Raw genomic sequence first — 20,837 nt, 5'->3', positions numbered from 1 at the left:
CGCTGCTCCGGTAGTGCTCAGCGCGTCGTCGGGGCGGTGCGCGTCGTGGCGTCCGTCACGGGCAGCGCCTCGGTCGTGGCCTCGGCGGCGGGGGTGGTGCCGGCGCGGATGACCTCCGGACGACGACGCGTGCGGAACACCCACGCCTTGAAGAGCACGAAGCGGACCAGGGTCGCGAGCAGGTTCGCCCCCGTCAGCACCGCGATCTCCGCGCCGTGCGACGACCCGGGCGCCGTCGCGTGCAGCACGACGAGGGACCCCGACGTGATCGCCCACGCGATGCCGAACACGACGAGCCCCTGCACGTGGTGGCGTCCGGCGCCGGACCGACCGCGCACGCCGAACGTGAACCGTCGGTTCAGCGCGGTGTTCCCGATCGCGGTGACGAGGAGCGCGAGGAAGTCGGCGGTCTGTGCGCCGATCGCCGGGCGGAACAGCGCGTACAGCACCGCGAAGGCGATCGTCGACACGACACCGATCGCACCGAACCGGAGCACCTGTCCCACGATGCCCACGTGCGGCGTCGTGAACGGCTGGCGGCCGATCGCCTCGTAGACCGGCGCGACGGGGATCCGCCCGGTCGCCAGGCCGCGCGACACCCGCCACATGCCCTTGAGGTCCTCGGTCGCGGTCGACGCGATGTCCACGGACGAGTTCACGTCGTCGACCCAGTCGACCGGGACCTCGTGCACGCGCAGGCCAGCGTGTTCGGCGATCACGAGCAGCTCCGTGTCGAAGAACCACGCGTCGTCCTCGCAGAGGGGCAGGACGTGCTCCGCCGCCTGCCGGGTGATCGCCTTGAAGCCGCACTGGGCGTCGGAGAACGAGACGCCCATCGTGGTCCGGAGCAGCAGGTTGTAGGAGCGCGAGATGAACTCGCGCTTGCTGCCCCGCACCACCCGCGACGAACCGGCCAGCCGGGTGCCGATCGCCAGGTCCGAGTGGCCGGAGAGCAGCGGTGCCACGAGCGGCTCGAGCGCTGCGAGGTCGGTGGAGAGGTCCTCGTCGACGTACACGAGCACCCGGGCGTCGGACGCGCCCCACACGGCCTTGAGCGCCCGACCGCGGCCCTTCTCGGGCAGGTGCACCGCGTGGACCCCGTCGAGCATCGCGGCGAGGTCGTCGGCGATGCGGGCGGTGTCGTCGGTCGAGGCGTTGTCCGCGATCGTGATCCGCCACGTGTGGGCCAGCGACGTCCGGCAGAACGTGTGCAGGCGCCGGACGTGGGCCGCGAGCGTGTCCTGCTCGTTGTAGCAGGGGACGACGATGTCGATGTCGAGGGTGGGGTTCGTCTCCGTCATACCGCTGATGCTCGGCAGTGCCCCTACGGGAACCGGAGCACGGCCCTGTGTCGACGGTAAGAACCCGTGTCGGTCCGAGGGGGCGAGGCGCCTCAGGGCCGCAGCGAGACCGTGAACGCCGTCCGCCCCGGCTCCGACACCACCCGCACCGTGCCGCCGTGCGCGTCCACGACCCCGCGCACGATGGCCAGCCCGAGCCCGCTCGTCCCGTGCTCCCGGGAGCGAGAGGCCTCACCACGGGTGAACCGGTCGAACAGCGTCGACAGCACCTCGGCCGGGATCGGCGGCCCGTCGTTCGCCACGACGAACCGTACCTCGCCGGGCTCCGTCCCGGCCACGCGCTGCAACGAGACCACGACCGCGGTCCCCGCTGGTGTGTGCGTCCGCGCGTTCGCCAGCAGGTTCGTCACCACCCGGCGCAGCTGACCCTCGTCCCCGGACACGACGATCGGCTCGTCGTCGACCTGCAGCGTCCACCGGTGTGACGGAGCGGTTGCGCGGGCGTCCATCGTCGCCTCGACGACCAGCGACGTGAGGTCGACGGGGTCGGCGGCACGGACGACCGTCCCGGAGGACGCCGCGTCGAGCCGGGCGAGCAGCAGCAGCTCGTCGACCAGCGACCCCATGCGGACGGCTTCGCGTCCGATCCGGTCGACGTTCTGGTGGAGCGCGTCCACGTCCGACGACGAGGAGGACAGTTCGGCGTACGCCCGCACGGTCGCGATCGGGGTGCGGAGCTCGTGCGACGCGTCGGCGATGAAGGTGCGCATGCCGGCTTCGGCATCGCGTCGCACGGTGAGCGCGCGGGCCACGTGCCCGAGGAGACGGTTGAGTGCCGAACCAACAGCGCCGACCTCGCGGTTCTGCGCGAGGTCCACGTCGGCGACCCGCACGGGGATGTCGGTGTCGCCCCGCTCCAGGTCGAGCCCGGTGACGCTCGATGCGACCTCGGCCACGCGTTCGAGCGGACGCAGGGAGCGGCGGACGAGCATCGCGCCGGCCCACACGGCGACGAGGAGCCCGACGAGTGTGACGCTGCCGATCACGATGACGAGCCGGACCACGGACGCACGCAGGTCGTCGAGGGGCAGCGCGGTGACGTAGACGTCGCCGGACGACCCGATCGCCTGCGCGCGGTAGGTGCCGAGTGACCCGAGCGACACGGTCACCTGGGCGCCGTCGGCGTCGACGGATGACAGCGTGGACTCCTGCGCCGACGTCAGTCCGTGCTGCTGGCCGCTGCTGTCGGTGTACCCGGCGAGCACGGAGGAGCCGTCGCGGTAGATCGCCACGACCGTCCCTGCGGCCTGTCCGGGAGCGCCGATGAACGCGTTCCCCGGGTCCGGGCGGTCACCGGAGTCCGCACCGGGAGGCGGCGACGGGGACCCACCGGGCCCGAGCGTCCGGTTCGCCGCCGTGGACAGCTCCGCGTCGAGCCGCCCCACGAGGTACCCGCGGTAGGCGACGACGGTCACGACGCCGACGACGAGGTTCGTCGCCACGAGCAGCAACGCCACGGCACCCACGAGCCGCCACCGCAGCGACGGCACCCGCCGAGCGCGAGCGCTCACGGCCGCAACACGTACCCGGCGCCGCGTACGGTCTGCACGAGCGGCGAGCGCCCGACGTCGAGCTTCTTCCGCAGGTACGACACGTACATGTCCACGAGGTTCGACGACGACCCGAAGTCCATGCCCCACACGTTCGTCAGGATGTGCTCCCGCGACAGCACCCGGTTCGCGTTCCGCGCGAGGTACCGCAGCAGTTCGAACTCGGTCGGGGTCAGCTCGATCGGGGAGCCGGACCGGGTCACGGTCCTGGCGTCCTCGTCGAGCACCATGTCGCCCACGACGATGCCGGACGGAGCGGATGCCACCCGCGCCGAGGTCCGTGCCAGGATCCGCGCTCGGACGAGGAGCTCCGCCACCCCGAACGGCTTCGTGAGGTAGTCGTCGCCGCCCCGGGTGAGCCCGGCGAGCCGGTCCTCGGACGAGTCCCTGGCGGTGAGGAACAGCACGCGGACGTCGTCGCGGGCGTCCCGGAGCCTGTCGAGCACCTGGAACCCGTCGATGTCCGGCAGCATCACGTCGAGCACGATCACGTCCGGCTGGAAGTCCCGCGCGGCGAAGAGCACGTCGCGGCCGCGGTGCACGGCGTGCACGGACCAGCCGTCCGCCTCGAACGCGAGGCGGACGGCATCGGCGAGCGCGTGCTCGTCGTCCACGACGAGGGCACGGACGGGGCTCCCGTCGGTGCGCTGCAGCAGTCGGTCGGCCATCGGGCCGAGCCTACTTCCCGCTCGTCAGGTCGTAGACGGTCTGTCCGCCGACGGTGGTGGACTCGTAGTTCGCCGCGACCCACTCCTGGATGGCGCTGGCCGTGGACGATCCGCCGCCCATGCCGCCGCCGTTCCCGGACGCGATGTAGTACGCGATCTTCCCGTCGGCGACGGACGCCTTGAACTCGGCGAGCGTCGGTGTCGGGTCGCTGGACCAGCCGCCGATCGCCATCACCGCGGTGTCGGTGTCGAGCTCCAGCTGCGCGGCGGACTGCGACCCGTTCACGGCGGCGGCCCACTTCGTGTCCGTCGCTTCGAGCAGCTTCCGCAGTGCCGACGACGTCGATGCGCCCTCGCCTCCGCCACCGGTCGCGCCGCCGGTCGCGTCACCGGACGGGAGGCTCGTCCCCGATCCCGCATCGCCCGTCCCGTCTCCGGAACCCTCCTGGGTCCCGCCCGGCGCGGTCCCGGCGTCCCCGCCCGGCATCTCGCCGGAGGAACCGCTCGGCGGTTCCGGCATCTCGCCGGACGTGCCGCCGGGGGGCGTCCCACCTGGTCCACCCGTGCCTCCCGGGATGCCCCCGCCGCCCATCCCGCCGCTGGACGATCCCGACGGACCGACGCTCGGGATCGAGCCGGAGTGCGCCACCGTGGTGGTGGCCAGCGCGTAGGCGGTCGTGCCGGTGAGTCCGAAGAGCGTCCCGGCGAGGACGCCGACGGCGACCAGCTTGCGCAGCGATGGGACGCTGCCGACGACGATCGCGACGGCCGACAGCAGGCCGCCGGCGAGCACCACCCAGCGGAGCCACGGCAACCACGTCGGGTTCTCGTTCAGCAGGCACCAGCCCCAGAACGCCGTGATGCCGACCATGCCCGCGAGGCCCAGGCGTCCGGTCATCCGGTTCCTGGCGTTCCAGAGCAGCGCGCCGCCGGTGCCGACGAGGCCCGCGATCGCCGGGGTGAGCGCGACCGTGTAGTACGGGTGGATCGTGCCGGACATGTACGAGAACACGAGCCCGGTGACGATGAGCCATCCGCCCCAGAGCACGAGACCGGCACGGACGGGGTCGCCGATCGTCCGGCGTCCGACCACGACCAGGCCGAGCACGAGGGCGATGAGCGCGGCGGGGAGCAGCCAGGAGATCTCGAGGCCCATCTCCGACGAGAACAGCCGGTCCAGGCCGGTCGACCCACCGAACGACGAGCCTGCGGTACCGCCGGTCATCCCGCCGCCACCACCGCCGTTGCCCGAGCCGCCGAAGATGCGGCCGAGCCCGTTGTAGCCGAAGACCAGGTCCAGGACGGTGTTGTTCGTGGAGCCGCCGATGTAGGGGCGGGAGTCGGCGGGCCACAGCCACACCGCGACGACCCACCAGCCGGCGGCGACGACCAGGGACCCGGCCGCGATGAGGAGGCCGACGATGCGCTTCGGCCACGTGGTCCGTGCGGCGATCAGGTACACGAGCCCGAACGCCGGAAGGACGAGGAGCCCCTGCAGCATCTTCGTCAGGAACGCGAAGCCGAGGGCGACACCGGCGAGCGCGATCCACCTCCAGCTGCCCGTCGGGAGCGCTCGGACGGTGCAGTACGCGCCGGCGGTCATGAGCAGCACGAGGAGTGCGTCCGGGTTGTCGAAGCGGAACATCAGCGCAGCGGCCGGTGTGGCCGCGACGACGAACCCGGCGAGCAGCGCGCCGACGTTCGCGGTCGTCGACCCCAGACGGGTCAGGGTCCGCCGGACCGTGCCCCACACCAGCGCGACGGACCCGACGGCCATCAGGGCCTGGGGGAGCAGGAGGCTGAAGGACGAGAAGCCGAAGAGCCTCGCGGACAGGACCATCACCCAGAGCGACGCCGGCGGCTTGTCCACGGTGATGAAGTTCGACGAGTCGAGGGAGCCGAAGAAGAACGCCTCCCACGACTTCGTGCCGGCCTGCACGGCTGCGGCGTAGAACGAGTTCGCGTACCCGGATTCGCTGAGGTTCCAGAGGTACACGACGGCGGTCACGACGAGGAGCGCCCAGAAGGCCGGCCGGAGCCAGCGGGCATCCTCGCGCTCGCCGAGGAAGAGGCGGGCGACGGCTCTCCGACGTGTCTGCGCACCCGAGTGCGCACGGTCGCGTCGATCGGTCACGGGGATCGGGTACGTGGTCATGTCCATGAGCATCCGGGGCGTTCCCCGAACACCCCCATGCGTGACCTGTGCGCCGGGTAAGGACCCGTCAGGCGTACCGGGCCGCGGCCCGGAGCGTGGCGGACCTGTACGACCCGCCGAACAGGAACACGTGCAGGAGCAGCGGGGCGAGCTGGTGGAGCTCGACGCGCTCCTGCCACCCAGGGGCCAGCTGCGACTCGGCGTCGTACCCCGCCAGGACCGTCTCGAGCCGCGGCAGTCCGAACAGCCCGAGGAGCGCGAGGTCCGTCTCCGCGTGCCCGCCGTGCGGGTTCGCGTCGATGAGCACGGCCCCCGTCGGCTCGGAGTCGTCCGTCGGCCAGAGCACGTTCCCCGCCCAGAGGTCGCCGTGCAGCCGCGCGGGCCGCTCACCGACGAGCGCCGGCTGGGGCGATGAGAACTGCCCGTCCTGGACGCGTTGCGCGACCCGCTCGAGCAGCGCAGCCTCGCCCGCGTCGAATCCGCCCCGGTCGACGATCCGCCGGACGAAGTCGCGGATGCGGTACTCCGCGAAGAACTCGCCCCACGTGGCCGGGGCATCGGCGGCGGCGACGAACGGCGTGCCGGACCGACCCATCCGCAGCGGTCCACCGGACGGGAACCCGGGTGACGGCGCTCCCCAGTGCGGTGCACCGGACGCGTGCGTGTGCGCGAGCGAGCGGCCGAAGCGTTCCGCCTGCGCCGTCGTCGGGGAGCCGTCGGAGATCAGCTCCAGGTCGAGCACCGTCGGGCTCGGCCGGTCGAGGACCCGGGCGATGCGGGTACCGCCGGACTCCTCTGCCGCGGCGAGCCACTCGAGCCCCGCGGCTTCTGCTGCTGCCTCGTTCGGATCGGTGAAGGTCTTCACGTGCATCTCAGCCATCGATCCATCTTCCCAGCGTCGGCCGCAGGAAGATTCAGACCGCGTCGACGAGGGCCCTCGCCAGCGGGTGCCACGGCCGGGACGACGGACCGCTCAGCACCAGCGTCCGCTCGAGCCTCGGCGTCGTCGGCACCATCACGAGGTCGTCCGGCAGCATCACCCTCCCGAGCGTCGGGACGACGGACACGCCCTCGCCGCGCTGGATCATGCCGAACATCGTGCTCATCTCCCGCACCCGGTGGGCGTAGCGGAACGGCTGCCCGGCGATCTCGTGCATCCGCTGGATCTGGTGCTCGCACCCGCCGCCGCCGGCGACCAGGCCGTCCTCGTGCAGGTCGTCGAGCGTCAGGGCCGCTGCGTCGGCGAGGGGGTGGTCACGTCGGATCACGGCGGCCATCTCGTCGCGCGCGACGACGACCGCGCCGTCGGGCACGGACGCCGGGTCGACGAGCACGGCGGCGTCGACGGTGCCCGCCTCGAGCCACTCCGGCATCTCGTCGTCGTCGCCCTCGTAGACCTGGACGTCGACGTCCGGCAGGGTCACCGCCCACAGGTCGCGGAGCCGCGGCAGCAGGCCCTGGCAGACGGTGGGGACGGCCGCGAGGCGCACGGTGCCGCGCGCCGTACCGGGCCGGACCACTGCCTCCAGTGCGTCGACGGAGGCGAGCACGCTGCGGGCGTGACCGATCAGTCGTTCCCCGAGCGGTGTGGGTGCGGCCGCGCCGCCGCGACGGAGAACCTGACCGCCGACCTCGCGCTCCAGACCGGCAACGGCGTGCGAGACGGCGGACTGGCCGATCCCGAGCGTCGCGGCGGCGAGGGTGAACGATCCGCGGTCGACCGTGGCGACGAGCGCGCGGAGCTGGGCGAGGGTGATGTTCATGTGCTTCCTTCATGCCTGCATGAACCCGATGCGTTTGCTTCATGTCGGCGGCTGGCTCGACACTAGCGGCATGAACGGCATCCTGTTCGTGCTCGTCGCACTCACCTGGGGATCGAGCTTCCTCTTCATGAAGATCGGGCTCGAAGGGCTCTCGCCGCAGCAGGTCGCGCTCGGACGGGTGCTCCTCGGTGCCGTGACGCTCGTCGTGATCCTCCTCGCCACTCGTCGTCGCTGGCCGCGGTCGCCCCGGCTCTGGGGCCACCTGCTCGTGGTCGCGGTGTTCCTCAACGCGATCCCGTCGTCCCTGGTGGCGTGGGCGGAGCAGACGGTGCCGAGCGGGCTCGCGAGCATCTACAACGCGACGACGCCGATCATGGTGCTGCTCGCGATGCCGTTGCTGCTGCCGTCCGAACGGCTCCGTGGCAAGCAGCTCGTCGGGGTGCTGCTCGGGATCGTCGGTGTGCTCGTGCTCGTCGGGCCGTGGGACCTCATCGGCGACCCGGCGGTCCTTGCGACGGTGCCGGCCCAGATCGCCCTGCTCGGGATGACCGCCTGCTACGGCTTCGGGCTGTCCTACATGCGCCGGTTCGTCGCGGGCAGCGGCCACGACGCGATCACCCTCACGACCGTGCAGCTCACGCTGGGTGCGGGGCTGATGCTGCTGGTCGCGCCGTTCACGGCGCTCTCGCCGGTGCAGCTGGACTGGAGGATCGTGGCCGCGATGGTCGCACTGGGGTGCGTCGGCACGGGGCTGGCCTACATGTGGAACACCGGGCTCGTGCAGGCATGGGGCGCCGCCAGGGCGTCCACGGTCACGTACCTGACGCCCGTGGTCGGGGTGATGCTCGGCGTCCTCGTGCTGGGGGAGCGGATCCGGTGGAACGAGCCCGTCGGTGGCGTCGTCATCCTGCTCGGCATCGCCCTGGCGTCCGGGGTCGTGCGGTGGCGACGGCCGGTCCGGACACCGCAGCACGCATAGGCTGCAGGGGTGAGCGCGCGGACCGAACTCGCAGGGGTCGCACGGCAGGACGTCGCCGCGGCGCCCGCGGACGGCAGTACCGCGTTCCGACGTGCAGCGGTGCTCATCCTCTTCGGCGTCCTCGACCGGGTGCCGAGCACCAGCACCGCGCGGGACGCCGCCGTGTCTCGAGACCTCGACGTGCTGCTGCTCGCCAGGGCCACGACGCTCCGTGCGCATCCGGGGCAGGTGGCGTTCCCCGGTGGACGCGTCGACCCCGGTGACCGTGACGCCGTGGCCGCTGCCCTCCGCGAAGCCCAGGAGGAGACGGGGCTCGACCCGTCCGGCGTCGAGGTCCTCGGTACCCTGCCCGCGCAGCCGCTGGACTTCTCGCGGCACCTGGTCACCCCGGTCATCGGGTGGTGGCGGGACCCGTCTCCGGTCCGGGTCGTCGACGTCGCGGAGTCCGCAGCGGTGTTCCGGGTCCCGGTCGCGGACCTGCTCGACCCGGCACACCGCGGTGTCACGGTGATCCGCCGCGACGGGCGCGAGTGGCGTGGGCCGGCCTTCAGCGTCGACACCGATTCGGGGACCCACGTGGTGTGGGGGTTCACCGCGATGCTGCTCGACGCGCTGTTCGACCGGCTCGGGTGGACGGAACCGTGGGACAGGGAACGGGTCGTCGCACTCCCGCCCACCTAGGCTGACCGCATGACCTCCACGGCGCGGTTGCTCCTGGCCTCGTCGCACCCCGGCCCGACGCTCACCGTCACGGTGCTCGCGGCGGTCATCGCGAGTGCCGTGGGCCACCCGGCGTGGCTCGTCGTCCTCGTCGCCGCGGCCGTGGTCGCCGGGCAGCTGTCGATCGGCCTGGCCAACGACTGGATCGACGCCGACCGGGACCGCAGTGTCGGGCGGTCGGACAAACCCGTCGCGCAGGGTCTGGTGGCCGTGTCGACCGTCCGGACCGCGGCGTTCGTCACCGCCGGGGTCGCCGTGGTGCTCTCGCTGTTCCTCGGCCCTGTCGCAGCGGTCGCGCACCTCGTGCTCGTCGGAGCTGGATGGGCCTACGACGCCGGCCTGAAGCGGTCGGTCTGGTCGGTCGCGCCGTTCGTCGTCGCGTTCGGGCTGCTCCCCGTCGTGGCGGTCGCGGCCGGTCCCGCCGCGCAGCTCCCGGCACCGTGGGCGATCGCCACCGGGGCGGTGTTCGGCATCGCGATCCACTGCACGAACGTGTTGCCCGACCTGGTGGACGACGCGGCGACGGGGGTCAGGGGCTTCCCGCACCGGCTCGGGCTGCACGCCGCCGGGGCGCTCGCCTTCGCATCGCTGGTCGTGGCCGCCGGGCTGGTGTTCGTCGGGCAGCTCGGTGGGGACGATCCCGTGCGCGGTGTCGGGGTCGTGCTCGCGCTCATCGGCACGGTGGCCGTGGTCGTCCTCGCCGTGGTCGGGATCCGGCTCGTCCTCACCAGCCCACCGACCCGGACGCTCTTCCGGCTGGTGATCGTCTCCTCACTGGTGCTCGTCGTGGAGCTCGGGTTCGCGGGCGCGCGACTGGTCGCCTGACGCGGTCAGGACCACCGCATCGCGTAGACGCGGGCGAGCAGGTGCGCTGACGGGAGGCCGAGGGCCGTCCGCAGCATAACTTCACGTGCCAGCGCCGTCGGCCCCGTCGCCGGTCGTCCGAGCGCCATGTTCGCCTCGGCCTGGCGGGCGGCACGCCGAGCGACCGCCTGGCGGCGGGCGGCGTACTCCGGCCAGGGTCCGGCCGCGCCGGTGCGGACCGCCTCCGTCAGCAGGGGAGCGAGTGCGGCGGCGTCGAGCCACCCGAGGTTCATGCCCTGGCCGCCGATGGGGCTGATCTCGTGCGCGGCGTCCCCGATCAGGAGCGCACGTCCCACACCGATCCGCTCTGCCTCGGTGCGCCGCACCCGGAAGCCGGCGAGCATCGAACAGGTGTCGGCGTCCACGGCGGCGTCCGTCCGCTCCCGGACGGCACGGACGAGCGTCGCGGCGCTGACCGCGTCGGTGCTGATCTCCTCGGTGCTGATCTCCTCGGTGCTGACCTGCTCGGTGGTGCTCGCGCCGCGACCGGTGAGCACGACGTACCGGCGACGCGCCCCGGGCAGCGGGAAGGACTCGACGACGCCGTCCGGTCCGACGTCGACCAGGGCGGAGCTCCTCGCCGTGTCCGGTTCCGGATCGGCGAAGTCGCCCATGACGTACTGCTCGGGGTACTCGCGACCGGTCGTCCCGATCCCGAGGAGCCTGCGGACCGTGCTCCTGGCGCCGTCCGCCCCGACGACGAACGCGGCACGGAGCCCGATCGGCCCGTCCTCCCCGGTGCCGATCGCGTCGACGTGGTCTGCGTGCCGTGTCATTGCCGTCAGCCGGGTGCCGGTGCGGAGCGCGTCGGGAGCCACGGCGGCGAGCCTCGCGCGGAGGATCGCCTCGGTGCGGTGCTGGTCGAGGGTGGCGACGTACGGGTGCGTGGCCGAGGCGAGTGCGAACGACAGGGTGCCGAGGGTCCGCCCGCGACTCCTGGCGACGCCGGTCCGGACCAGGCAGGCCTCGTCGAGCACCGGCCGCGCGGCGCCGATCGTGCCGAGCGCGTCGAGCGACGGCGGGTGGATGCCGATCGCCCGCGAGCCCGACGGTGCCGAGGACCGCGCCTCCCACACCTGCACGTCGACGCCCGCGTGCGCCAGGAGTGCGCCGAGGAACAGTCCGACGGGCCCACCGCCGGCCACCAGGACTCCGGTTCGCGGGGCGGTCACGGGCCGAGCCTACGGAGCGGTGCGTGTCCGGGGGTTCAGCCGCCCGTCTGCGCAGCGGCACGCTCCGCTGCCAACAGGCGCCGAGCCTCCCGGAAGCGGCGGCGGAGCCGCTCGACCGGCACCTCGACGGCGTAGGCCGCACCGACGGCGACCAGGATCGCCCCGGCCATCAGCCACATCCAGTCGAAGGCTCCGAAGGCGCTCGCCGCGACGGTCCCGAGCAGGGCGATCACGAGCGGGTGCCAGAGGTACGCGGAGTACGAGACGCGCCGACCGAACCAGGCCACCGGGGTCCACGACAGCGCGGTCGACAGGGGGCTCCTGACCGACACGAGGCCGCCGATGAGCACGGCGGACACGACGCCCGTCCCCGGCAGGAGCAGGCCGAACGTCCACGCGTGCTGCGTCCAGTCGTCATCCATCCAGTACTGCACGCCGACGAGCAGGGCGATCCCGACCCAGGTGCCGAGATGTCCGGCGAGACCGCCTGCCCACGCTCGGACCCGCTCGTCGTCGAGCAGGATCGCCAAGAGGCACCCGGTCGCCAGGGGCACGAGTCCGAGCACGGGGGAGAAGTACACGTCCGGCGTCGAGCCGCCGCTCGGCGTCCGATAGCTCAGCCACGATGCCGTCGCGCCACCGGCGATCGCGACGCCGAGCCCGGTCAGCAGCAGGCGACGGCGTGCACGGAGTGCGAACAGCGCGACCAGCACCACCGGCCACACCAGGTAGAACTGCTCCTCCATCGACAGGCTCCAGGTGTGCGCGAAGACGCCCTGCGTCGTGTTCCAGAACGCCCGGAAGAGGTTGCCCGTGTACGTCAGGGCGATCACGGCGGCCTCACCGGCGGAGAACGACGCGCCCTTGTAGTCGCCGACCCACGACCAGAGTGCGAGGCCCGCGGCGACGAGCACCAGGAGGGCCGGGTAGAGCCGCAGCATCCGCTTCAGCCAGAACGCGCCGAGCCGGACGCGCCCGGTGCGCCGGTGCTCGCCGAGGAGCAGCGTCGTGATGAGGAAGCCGGAGAGCACGAAGAAGACGGTGACGCCGATGAAGCCGCCCTCGAAGCCGGGGACGTGCAGGTGGTAGAGCATCACGGCCAGGATCGCGACCGTGCGGAGGCCGTCGAGTGCGGTGGCACGGTGTGCGAGGGGGCCGTGGGTGTCCGCTCGGGTCCGGGCGGGCGCGGCCACGGGCGTCCGCTCGAGCGTGGTGGTCGACACATCGCCTCCTCGACAGGATCGGGTTCGCTGACCCGTGCCAGGATGCCCCGCTCGGCCAAGAACGACCTCAGAGCGCGGTGGCGGTCACCATGCTCGTCAGGGCGTCGAGTCGTTCCCGGGCGATGTCGGCGAACGGACGGACCTCCTCCTCGGCGATCCACTGCTGGAACGACAGGTGGAACACCGTCACCCCGGTCTCCGCAGCGAGCGTCGCCGCCGGTTCGCCGATCCCGCGGTCGCGCAGGACCTCGCCGAGCCGGACCTTGAGTGTTGCCAGCTTGGCGAGCTCGCGTTCGCCCAGTGACGGTTCGGAGTCGATGATCGTCTGCCGGATCCGCGAGAACGGACGGCGCTCCTCGGGGAAGAAGTGCCCGGCCGAGTCGAGGGACCGGGCGATCAGGGCGAACGGCGGCGCATCGGCGGGGGCGTCGGCGATCGGGTCGATGAACATCGCGAGGAAGTCGTCCTGCCCGGCGAAGATCACCTCGCGCTTGTCCGCGAAGTGCCGGAAGAACGTGCGCTCGGTGACGTCGGCGGCCGCGGCGATCTCCGCGACCGTCGTCCGGTCGTACCCCTGTCCCTGGAACAGCCGCAGTGCCGTCGCCTGCAGCCGTTCACGCGTTCCGGGTTGCCATCGAGCCATGGGTGCGAGTCTACTGATGACAGCGCATGACATCGAGGTGTACGGTTTCTGATGTCAGTCAATGACATCACTGTTCTGGAAGGGCACACCATGCGCGTATTCGTCACCGGAGCCTCCGGTTGGATCGGCTCCGCCACCGTCGACGAGCTCGTCGCCGCCGGCCACCAGGTCGTCGGCCTCGCCCGGTCCGACGCCTCCGTCGCCCGCGTCGAGGCGGCGGGCGCCACCGCACTCCGCGGCGACCTCGACGACCTCGACGCCATCCGCCGCGGCGCCTCCGAGTCAGACGGCGTCGTCCACCTCGCCAACAAGCACGACTGGGCGAACCCGGTCGCGACGAACGCGGCCGAGCGCGCCGTCGTCGAGACCATCGGCACGGCGCTCGCCGGCAGCGACCGGCCGTTCATCGTGGCGTCGGGCATCGCGGGGCTCGCCTCCGACCGTCCGGCGACCGAGGCGGACCCGAACCCGTTCGTCGGCCCGGACTCGATGCGCGGCGGGAGCGAGAACCGCGGCTTCGACTTCGTCGACCAGGGGGTCCGTACCATCGCCGCGCGCTTCGCGCCCACCGTGCACGGCATCGGCGACCACGGGTTCATCGCGGCGATCGTCGCAGCCGCCGAGCAGCAGGGCGTCTCGGGCTACATCGGCGACGGGACGAACAACTGGTCGGCCGTGCACCGCTCCGACGCGGCCCGGCTCGTGCGCCTCGGGCTCGAGAGCGCCCCGGCCGGCACCCGACTGCACGCCGTCGCGGAGCCCGTCGTCTCCACGCGCTCGATCGCCGAGGCCATCGGCGAGGGACTCGGGCTGCCGGTGACCTCGATCGACCCGGCGGACGCGGAGTCGCACTTCGGGTTCATCGGACGGTTCTTCGGGCTCGAGATGTCCGCGACGTCGACCGAGACGCAGGAGCGCTTCGGCTGGACCCCGACGGGCCCGACCCTCGCCGAGGACATCGCCGCGGGCGCGTACTTCGACGTGCGGGTCTCGTAGCGGGGCGGTCCGTCTGCCGACCCGGAACGACAGCCTCGTCGTCGTACGACAGCGATCCTGTCGCTCCTTGCACGCGCGGGCATCCGCACGCCGGTAGGAACGACGAAGTCGCTGTCGTACGACAGCGACTTCGTCGTTCCGAGTCGGAGCCCGCCGGACGCCCGCCCCGCGCCCGCGCTACTCGGCCTTCTGCATCTGCCAGGGCTCGGGTTCGCGGTCGCCGTTCGGGCGCACCGGGCGGACGTCGCCGACGATGGGGATCGCCCGCTTGCGCATGAACCACAGGTAGCGGACGAAGAAGTGCGACAGCGTCGAGAGACGGTTCCCGTTCCCGAGCAGCGACGCGATGTGCACGACGACCCACGCGGCCCAGGCCACCGGCCCGACCATCGTGATCCCGCCGCGGAGCTGGGCGACGGCGGCGTTCGTGCCGATCGTCGCCATGGTGCCCTTGTCGAAGTACTTGAAGTGCTCGGTCGGCTTGCCCTCGAGCGAGCGGACGATCTGCCGCGCGATGTGCTTCCCGCCCTGCAGCGCCGGCTGGGCGAGCTGCGCGAGGGCGTCGTCCTGCGCGGCGATGTCACCCGCCGCCCAGATCCCGTCGACGCCCTGCACGCTGAGGTCGTCGTCCACCTTGATCCGACCGCCGTGCGTCTGCGGCATGTTCCAGTTGGACACTTCCTTGTGGGCGGCGACCCCGGTGGCCCAGATGACCTGCGACGCGGGGATGAACTCGCCCTCGGCGGTCTTCACCCCGTCGGGCAGGACCTCGGCCACGCCGGTGTTCAGGCGGAGGATGACCCCGCGCTTCCGGAGCACCTTCGCTGCGTACCGACGGAGCCGCGGCGCGAACGGCTTCAGCAGCTCACCGCTCCGGTGCACGAGGGTGATCGTGATGTTGCCCGGGAGGATCTCCGGGTAGGCGCCCTCGAGCGCCTGGTCGCGGAGCTCGGCGAGGGCACCGGCCATCTCGACGCCGGTCGCGCCGCCACCGACGATGACGATCTTGATCTCGTCGGGGCCCTGGTTCGCCGCCGCTTCCTCGAGCCGGGTGAAGAGCTCGTCGCGGATGCGGAGCGCCTGCGAGCGTGAGTACATCGAGTACGCGTACTCGTACGCACCCGGGGTCCCGAAGTAGCTGGTGTTCACGCCGTTGGCCAGGATGAGCTGGTCGTAGTGCAGGTGCTCGCCGTCGGACATCTCGGCGACCTTGCCGACCGGGTCGATGCCGGTGAGGAGCCCGTGCCGGAACTCGGCGTTGTCCTGCTTCGCGCGGAGGCTCCGCAGGAAGTACGTCACGTCCCCGGCGTTGAGCCCGCCAGTCGCCACCTGGTACATGAGCGGCTGGAACATGTTGTAGACGTGTCGGTCGACGAGTGTCACCCGGACCGGTGCGTCCGCGAGCTCGCGCATGGCGGCGACGCCGGCGAATCCACCGCCGACGATGACGACGTGCGGGCGGGTGTCCTGCGGCATGTGTGCTCCGGGGGTGATGCGGTCAACGGCACCGTCAACGGTACGCCGGTTCTCACCTCTCCCGGTTCACGGTCGGGAGGCTCGGATCGCCGCCGTCAGACCGCCAGCGGCGCGTAGGTGCTCACCACGTTGCCCTTGCTCGTCACGGTGCTGTCGACCAGACGCAGGCGCGTGGCCGGGTCGGTCGGCTCGAAGAGCTTCCGCCCGCGTCCGGCGATCGCCGGGTGCACCATGAGCTGCAGCTCGTCGAGGAGCCCCGCGAACAACAGGCTCCTGACGAGCGTGACGCTGCCGCACACCGCGATGTGGTCGCCGTCACGCTGCTTGAGGTCCCGCACGAACTCGTGCACGTCGCCCTGGATGCGCGTCGAGTTCTGCCACGCCAGGTCGTCGCCGAGCGTGGTCGACGCGACGTACTTCTCGATCGGGTTGATCCACTGCCCGAAGGGGTCCTCCGGGTGGGCCGGCCACCACTCTGACCACTCCGCGTAGCTGTTGCGACCGAGCAGGACCGTGTCGGTGCGGGCCATGAACGACCCCATCCCGGCGCCGAGCTCGTCGTCGAAGCTGTCGTACTGGAACTCGTACGGGTCCTGCACGACGCCGTCGACCGACGTGAACAGCCCTGCCGTGACCTTCCGCATGGTCGGAGCGTAGTCCTCAGCTGCCCTGCCCGGGGAACTGGTTCGTCCCGCCGTCGGTCCCACCGGGGAACCCGTTCGAGCCCTGCCCGGGGACCTGCGTGGTCGACGACCGCGACTGGTGTTCGCCGATCGCGTGGCCGATCGCGAAACCAGCACCGCCGCCGACCAGGAGTGCCGCCACACCGATCACGATCGCGAGCACCGGCCAGAACCACGGCGGCCGTGGCGTGCCGGAGCGCTGTCCACCCGGTGCAGCAGCGCCGTACCAGGCGGTCGGGCCGACGGGACCCGGTCCCTGCCCGTACCAGCCGTTCGGTTCCGCGCGGTACGGCTGCTGGGGGTCGACCGTCGAGGTCGGCGCCGGTGCCGCGCTCCAGTCTGCGGCCCGTTCGGCCGGTGCGTTCTCGTGCTGCTCGTCCATGTCGGCATTCCACGCCCGTCGGCTATCAGTGTCCGATGATCGCGCTGCCGTGCGCCTGCGAATCGAGCGGTGCGTACTGTCGGTCGGGTGACGGACGAGGTGAGTGCCCGCGGAGGTGAGCCGCCGCTGACGGACCGACCCGTGCCTCCCGGCCCTGGGCTGGCGCAGCGCGCGGGGTGGGCCGTCCTCGACTGGATCTACGCGGCCAGGTGGCAGATCAGCAGCCTCGGGCCGACCACGGCGGACGACTACCGCGACGGCGACCAGAGCGCCGTCGTCGTGATCCCCGGTGTGTACGAGACGTGGCACTTCATGCGCCCGCTCATGGACGCCCTGCACGACCGGGGACACCCCGTGCACGTCGTCGCGGTGCTGCGGCACAACGTGCGGCCGGTGCCGGTCTCGGCAGCGGACGTGATGGCGTACCTCGTCGAGCACGACCTCCGGGACGTCGTGATCGTCGCCCACAGCAAGGGCGGCCTGATCGGCAAGTACGCGATGACCGAGCTCGACGGCGACGGACGCATCGACCGCATGGTCGCGGTGTCGACGCCGTTCGCGGGGTCGGTGCTGGCTGACCTCGCGCCGGTGCCGCACCTCCGGGTGTTCCGGGCGACGGACCCCGTCCTCGCTGGTCTGGCGCAGCAGCTCGAGACGAACTCCCGGATCACATCGGTCTACGGGGTGTTCGACACGCTCATCCCGGGTGGCAGCGAACTGACGGGAGCCCGCAACGTCCGAGTGCCCGTCGGTGGGCACTTCCGGATCCTCGGCGACCCGAGCACCCGCGACGTGGTCCTCGACGCCGTCGCGGACTGACTCCGCTGCGCGTCCGGTCGGGCGTGCGTCACGCGCCCGGCAGGAACAGGCAGAACGGGTGACCGTCCGGGTCGAGCATCACCCGGACGTCGTCCTGCGGCTGGTACTCCGCCTGGGTCGCGCCGAGTGTCTCGGCACGTTCGACCGCCGCGGGCAGGTCCTCCACCTGGAAGTCGAGGTGCAGCTGCATCCCGGGAGCGTCCTTCGTGCCCGGCCAGGTCGGCGGGACCCACTCGGGTTCGAACTGCACGGACAGCCCAGGGCCGTCCTCGGGGCGGATGCGTGCCCAGGTGGGGTCGTCCTCGTACACGGTCCAGCCCGTCAACGCCCCGTAGAACCGGGCGAGCACGAGCGGCTCGGGGGACTGCAGGACGGTTGCGGCGAGGGTCGGCATCGACGCGTCGGCGGAGGTCATGGCGCGGAGCGTACGCTCTGGCGCTCGACGATGCGGTGCGGGATCACCACCGTGGCTGGTGGGGCGTCGCGGTCGGCGATGCGTGCGGTGAGCAGGTCGAGCGCGGCGTCGGCGAAGGCCCTGCGGTCGAAGGACACCGTCGTGAGTGCCGGGATCGCGTAGGCGGCGCCGTCGATGTCGTCGAACCCGATCACGCTGACCTGGTCCGGCACGCGGATGCCCCGCGCGGCCAGGACGTGCAGCACGCCGAACGCGATCGAGTCCGTGAACGCGAAGACCGCGTCGGGCAGCGGGTGCTCGTCGAGCCACGCGGCGAACGCGGTGGCAGCGTCGGAGGTCGACCACGACGACAGCGGGACCCGCAGTGACGGGTCCGGCGTGACCCCGGCGGCCGTCAGGGCGGCTTCGTACCCGCTCACGCGCAGTTCGCTCGTCGCGGTGATCCTGGTGTGGTCGGCCGTGGGCTCTGGGGCGCCGACCGCGGCGATCCGCCGGTGCCCGCGGTCGAGCAGGTACTGCGTGACCTCGGTCGCGGCCGCGACGCTGTCCACGTGCACCTGGTCGACGTGTTCCGGCTCGACCTCGCCGATGACGACGGTCGGCGGGAGCCCGGCGGTCGACGCGAGGACACTGGCGCTCAGCGTCACGGGGTTCAGGATCAGGCCGTCGACGAGGTGCGCCCTGGCGCGGGACACGAGTTCGCGCTCACGCTCGGGGTCGTTCGCGGTCTGGTCGAGCTGCACGACCCAGTCGCGGTCGCGTGCGAGTTCGACGAACCACCGAGCGAGCTCGGCGGAGTACGCGCTGCTCATCTCGGGCAGCGTCAACGCGATCGCGCCCGAGCGTCCGTTGCGCAGGCCCCTGGCGGAGAGGTTCGGCACGTAGTCGAGCTGCGCGAGGGCCTGCTCCACCCGCTCCCGGGTCTCCGGGCGGACGACGACGCCGCCGTTGATGACGTTGGAGACGGTCTTCGGCGAGACCCCGGCGAGGGCCGCGACGTCCCGCACGGTCGCACGCATGGTGCAACCGTAGCGCCAGACGACGGCGATCCCGGTTCAGGGACGGACGTACCGGTGCACGTGGGTGACGTACGGGACCGCGATCGTGGCCCGTCCGGCTGTCGCCGGGTCGGTGTCGAGCAGGCCGGCCACGTCCCGGAGCAGGCCGTCACGCTCGGCCGCGGGGAGCACGATCACGTAGCTCCGCGAGGCCACCATGTCGAGGAAGTCCGACCGGGACTGCTCGTGCACCCAGGTGAACGCCCGGTACTCGCCGTCGTGGAACGGCGCTCCGACGGTCGGTCGGTCGTACTCCGTCACGCGGGTCTCCGGGCGCCTGACGATTTCTCCGAGCCGCTCCGACCAGGGTTCCGACTCGTCCCGCACGTTCCAGATCAGCCCGAGGACCCCGCCGGGGCGCAGCACGCGGGTCACCTCGGCCGCGCCGGCGACGGGGTCCACCCAGTGCCACGACTGCGCGAACGTCACGAGGTCGGCGCCGCCGTCCGGGAGCGGGATCGCCTCACCCGTGCCCTCGAGCACCTCGAGGCCTGGGACCACGGCCGACAGGCGTTCCCGCATCGCCGCGTCGGGTTCCACCGCGGTGACCGAGGCCGCGCGGGGCAGCAGCGTCGCGGTGAACTTCCCGGTGCCGGCTCCCACGTCGACTGCTCGTGCGACCCGATCCGGGGCGAGCCACTCGGCGACCGACCCCGGGTACCCGGGCCGACCGCGCTCGTAGGCGTCGGCGGCGGCTCCGAACGAGTGCGCGTGCTGCTCGAAGGTCATGCCGCCAGCCTGCCACTCCCGTGCGGGTGAGCGATCACTGGACCGTTACAACGATGGAAACGTTTGGCAACGAGTTGCCGCAACGTTGCCGCGACCGACAGGGTCACCTCAGGAATCCAATGGAGGAGGCCAGGAGTGACGAAGCTCGACGACCGCGTGCAACCCGCGGCAGGGACCAGACGGACGGCGCCGCCCCCGGCACCCGTCCGGCGGCGACGGAACACGTGGGAGCGCATCAAGCGGGACAAGGTGCTGCTCCTGATGGGGCTGCCGGGCGTCGCGCTGCTGCTCGGCTTCCACTACCTGCCCCTGCTCGGCAACCTCATCGCGTTCCAGGAGTACCTGCCGTTCGTCCCGCTCGGACGCAGCCCATGGGTCGGGTTCGAGAACTTCGCGGTGATCGTCAACGGCGACCCGGAGTTCCTCGGCGCGCTGCGGAACACGCTCGTCATCACCCTCGTGCAGGTCGTCTTCGTGTTCCCGGCGCCGATCGTCCTGGCGCTGATGCTGAACTCGTTGCTGTCGGAGCGCATCAAGAAGATCGTGCAGTCGGTCCTCTACCTGCCCCACTTCCTGTCCTGGGTGATCGTCGTCGCGGTGTTCCAGCAGATCCTCGGCGGGTCCGGCCTCGTGAACAACGCCATCCGGGCAGCCGGCGGCGACGCGATCGACTTCCTCGGCAACCCGCACGGGTTCATCGCCCTGCTGACCAGCCAGGTGATCTGGAAGGACACCGGCTGGGCCACGATCCTGTTCCTCGCGGTGCTCTCGCAGATCGACTCGAGCCTGTACGAGGCCGCGAAGATGGACGGCGCGAGTCGCATGCGGCAGCTCTGGCACGTCACCCTGCCCGGCATGCGGGGGATCATCATCCTGCTGCTCATCCTGCGGCTCGGTGACTCGCTCACCGTCGGGTTCGAGCAGATCCTCCTCCAGCAGGCCGCCGTGGGACGGTCCGCGAGCGAGGTCCTCGACACCTACGTCTACAACAACGGCGTGCTCGGCGGGCAGTGGGGCGTCGCCGCAGCCGTCGGACTCGTCAAGGGCGTCGTCGGCGTGCTGCTCGTGCTCGGCGCCAACAAGCTCGCCCATGTCTTCGGTGAGTCGGGCGTCTACCAGAAGGAGTCCCGATGAGCGCCACGCGCAGCGTCACCGTCCCGCGGAACACCAACCGGAAGCGA

Annotated in this window: 21 protein-coding genes; 6 read left to right on the top strand and 15 right to left on the bottom strand. The window is 71.9% G+C overall.

Annotated features, from left to right (window positions below; translation table 11 throughout):
• Positions 1–17 precede the first annotated feature (17 nt).
• The 6 genes from AAEP80_RS17805 to AAEP80_RS17780 all read right to left on the bottom strand — a co-directional run bounded on the left by AAEP80_RS17805 (position 18) and on the right by AAEP80_RS17780 (position 7,497).
• A complete protein-coding gene (locus tag AAEP80_RS17805; RefSeq protein ID WP_420365361.1) occupies positions 18–1,301 on the bottom strand; it encodes a glycosyltransferase in 1,284 nt (427 codons plus the stop codon).
• Positions 1,302–1,393: 92 nt separating this feature from the next.
• A complete protein-coding gene (locus AAEP80_RS17800; protein ID WP_420365360.1) occupies positions 1,394–2,872 on the bottom strand; it encodes a sensor histidine kinase in 1,479 nt (492 codons plus the stop codon).
• The gene (locus AAEP80_RS17795; protein ID WP_420365359.1) at positions 2,869–3,579 is read right to left on the bottom strand and encodes a response regulator transcription factor; all 711 of its coding nucleotides are present in this window, start codon (positions 3,577–3,579) and stop codon (positions 2,869–2,871) included. The genes AAEP80_RS17800 and AAEP80_RS17795 overlap by 4 nt, the downstream gene beginning before the upstream one ends.
• Positions 3,580–3,589: 10 nt before the next feature.
• Entirely contained in the window at positions 3,590–5,734 is a 2,145-nt protein-coding gene (locus tag AAEP80_RS17790) for a glycosyltransferase family 39 protein (RefSeq protein WP_420365358.1), read from the bottom strand.
• 67 nt (positions 5,735–5,801) lie between these two features.
• A complete protein-coding gene (locus tag AAEP80_RS17785; protein WP_420365357.1) occupies positions 5,802–6,614 on the bottom strand; it encodes a fructosamine kinase family protein in 813 nt (270 codons plus the stop codon).
• A 34-nt stretch (positions 6,615–6,648) separates the two neighbouring features.
• Positions 6,649–7,497, bottom strand: coding sequence for a LysR family transcriptional regulator (locus tag AAEP80_RS17780; protein ID WP_420365356.1), 849 nt, complete (start codon positions 7,495–7,497; stop codon positions 6,649–6,651).
• Positions 7,498–7,567: 70 nt separating this feature from the next.
• Between AAEP80_RS17780 and AAEP80_RS17775 the strand changes: the two genes are divergently transcribed.
• Genes AAEP80_RS17775 through AAEP80_RS17765 form a run of 3 tightly spaced genes read left to right on the top strand, consistent with a single transcriptional unit; the run spans position 7,568 to position 10,021 of the window.
• On the top strand, positions 7,568–8,476 hold the full coding sequence (locus AAEP80_RS17775) for a DMT family transporter (RefSeq protein WP_420365355.1): 909 nt from the start codon (positions 7,568–7,570) through the stop codon (positions 8,474–8,476).
• Between the two features lie 9 nt (positions 8,477–8,485).
• Positions 8,486–9,157, top strand: coding sequence for an NUDIX hydrolase (locus AAEP80_RS17770; protein ID WP_420365354.1), 672 nt, complete (start codon positions 8,486–8,488; stop codon positions 9,155–9,157).
• A gap of 9 nt (positions 9,158–9,166) precedes the next feature.
• Positions 9,167–10,021 carry a UbiA family prenyltransferase gene (locus AAEP80_RS17765; protein ID WP_420365353.1) on the top strand — a complete coding sequence of 285 codons (855 nt, stop codon included), beginning with the start codon at positions 9,167–9,169 and terminating at the stop codon, positions 10,019–10,021.
• Between the two features lie 5 nt (positions 10,022–10,026).
• Here AAEP80_RS17765 and AAEP80_RS17760 read toward each other — a convergent pair whose 3' ends face one another.
• The 3 genes from AAEP80_RS17760 to AAEP80_RS17750 form a co-directional block, all read right to left on the bottom strand.
• Entirely contained in the window at positions 10,027–11,232 is a 1,206-nt protein-coding gene (locus AAEP80_RS17760) for an FAD-dependent oxidoreductase (RefSeq protein WP_420365352.1), read from the bottom strand.
• A 35-nt stretch (positions 11,233–11,267) separates the two neighbouring features.
• Positions 11,268–12,455 carry an acyltransferase family protein gene (locus AAEP80_RS17755; protein WP_420365351.1) on the bottom strand — a complete coding sequence of 396 codons (1,188 nt, stop codon included), beginning with the start codon at positions 12,453–12,455 and terminating at the stop codon, positions 11,268–11,270.
• Positions 12,456–12,522: 67 nt separating this feature from the next.
• Entirely contained in the window at positions 12,523–13,098 is a 576-nt protein-coding gene (locus AAEP80_RS17750; RefSeq protein ID WP_420365350.1) for a TetR/AcrR family transcriptional regulator, read from the bottom strand.
• Between the two features lie 90 nt (positions 13,099–13,188).
• Here AAEP80_RS17750 and AAEP80_RS17745 point away from each other — a divergent pair, with 90 nt between their 5' ends.
• Complete coding sequence (locus AAEP80_RS17745) at positions 13,189–14,094, top strand: SDR family oxidoreductase (protein ID WP_420365349.1); 906 nt, start codon at positions 13,189–13,191, stop codon at positions 14,092–14,094.
• 177 nt (positions 14,095–14,271) lie between these two features.
• On the opposite strand, the gene AAEP80_RS17740 is transcribed toward AAEP80_RS17745, so the two are convergent.
• From AAEP80_RS17740 to AAEP80_RS17730, 3 genes are all read right to left on the bottom strand, one after another.
• On the bottom strand, positions 14,272–15,570 hold the full coding sequence (locus tag AAEP80_RS17740; protein ID WP_420365348.1) for an NAD(P)/FAD-dependent oxidoreductase: 1,299 nt from the start codon (positions 15,568–15,570) through the stop codon (positions 14,272–14,274).
• A 95-nt stretch (positions 15,571–15,665) separates the two neighbouring features.
• Positions 15,666–16,214, bottom strand: a complete 549-nt coding sequence (locus AAEP80_RS17735) for a dihydrofolate reductase family protein (protein ID WP_281265577.1) — start codon at positions 16,212–16,214, stop codon at positions 15,666–15,668.
• Positions 16,215–16,230: 16 nt separating this feature from the next.
• A complete protein-coding gene (locus AAEP80_RS17730) occupies positions 16,231–16,635 on the bottom strand; it encodes a hypothetical protein (protein WP_420365347.1) in 405 nt (134 codons plus the stop codon).
• Between the two features lie 87 nt (positions 16,636–16,722).
• Here AAEP80_RS17730 and AAEP80_RS17725 point away from each other — a divergent pair, with 87 nt between their 5' ends.
• Positions 16,723–17,454: an esterase/lipase family protein gene (locus AAEP80_RS17725; protein WP_420365346.1), complete on the top strand. Its 732-nt coding sequence runs from the start codon at positions 16,723–16,725 to the stop codon at positions 17,452–17,454.
• A gap of 28 nt (positions 17,455–17,482) precedes the next feature.
• Here AAEP80_RS17725 and AAEP80_RS17720 read toward each other — a convergent pair whose 3' ends face one another.
• From AAEP80_RS17720 to AAEP80_RS17710, 3 genes are read right to left on the bottom strand one after another with little or no spacing between them, the layout of a single operon-like run.
• Complete coding sequence (locus AAEP80_RS17720) at positions 17,483–17,869, bottom strand: VOC family protein (RefSeq protein ID WP_281265574.1); 387 nt, start codon at positions 17,867–17,869, stop codon at positions 17,483–17,485.
• The gene (locus tag AAEP80_RS17715) at positions 17,866–18,888 is read right to left on the bottom strand and encodes a LacI family DNA-binding transcriptional regulator (protein WP_420365345.1); all 1,023 of its coding nucleotides are present in this window, start codon (positions 18,886–18,888) and stop codon (positions 17,866–17,868) included. The genes AAEP80_RS17720 and AAEP80_RS17715 overlap by 4 nt, the downstream gene beginning before the upstream one ends.
• A 36-nt stretch (positions 18,889–18,924) precedes the next feature.
• Positions 18,925–19,656 (bottom strand): class I SAM-dependent methyltransferase, encoded by a 732-nt coding sequence (locus AAEP80_RS17710; RefSeq protein WP_420365344.1) that lies wholly within the window; start codon positions 19,654–19,656, stop codon positions 18,925–18,927.
• 135 nt (positions 19,657–19,791) lie between these two features.
• On the opposite strand from AAEP80_RS17710, the gene AAEP80_RS17705 reads away from it, so the two are divergent.
• Entirely contained in the window at positions 19,792–20,790 is a 999-nt protein-coding gene (locus tag AAEP80_RS17705; protein WP_420365343.1) for an ABC transporter permease, read from the top strand.
• The last annotated feature ends 47 nt before the right edge of the window (positions 20,791–20,837 follow it).

Origin of the sequence: Curtobacterium sp. L3-7, from assembly GCF_048756585.1 — a bacterium.
Lineage (GTDB): Bacteria > Actinomycetota > Actinomycetes > Actinomycetales > Microbacteriaceae > Curtobacterium.
Note: the sequence above shows the minus strand (reverse complement) of the source record. Positions and strands in the feature narration are given on the sequence as shown.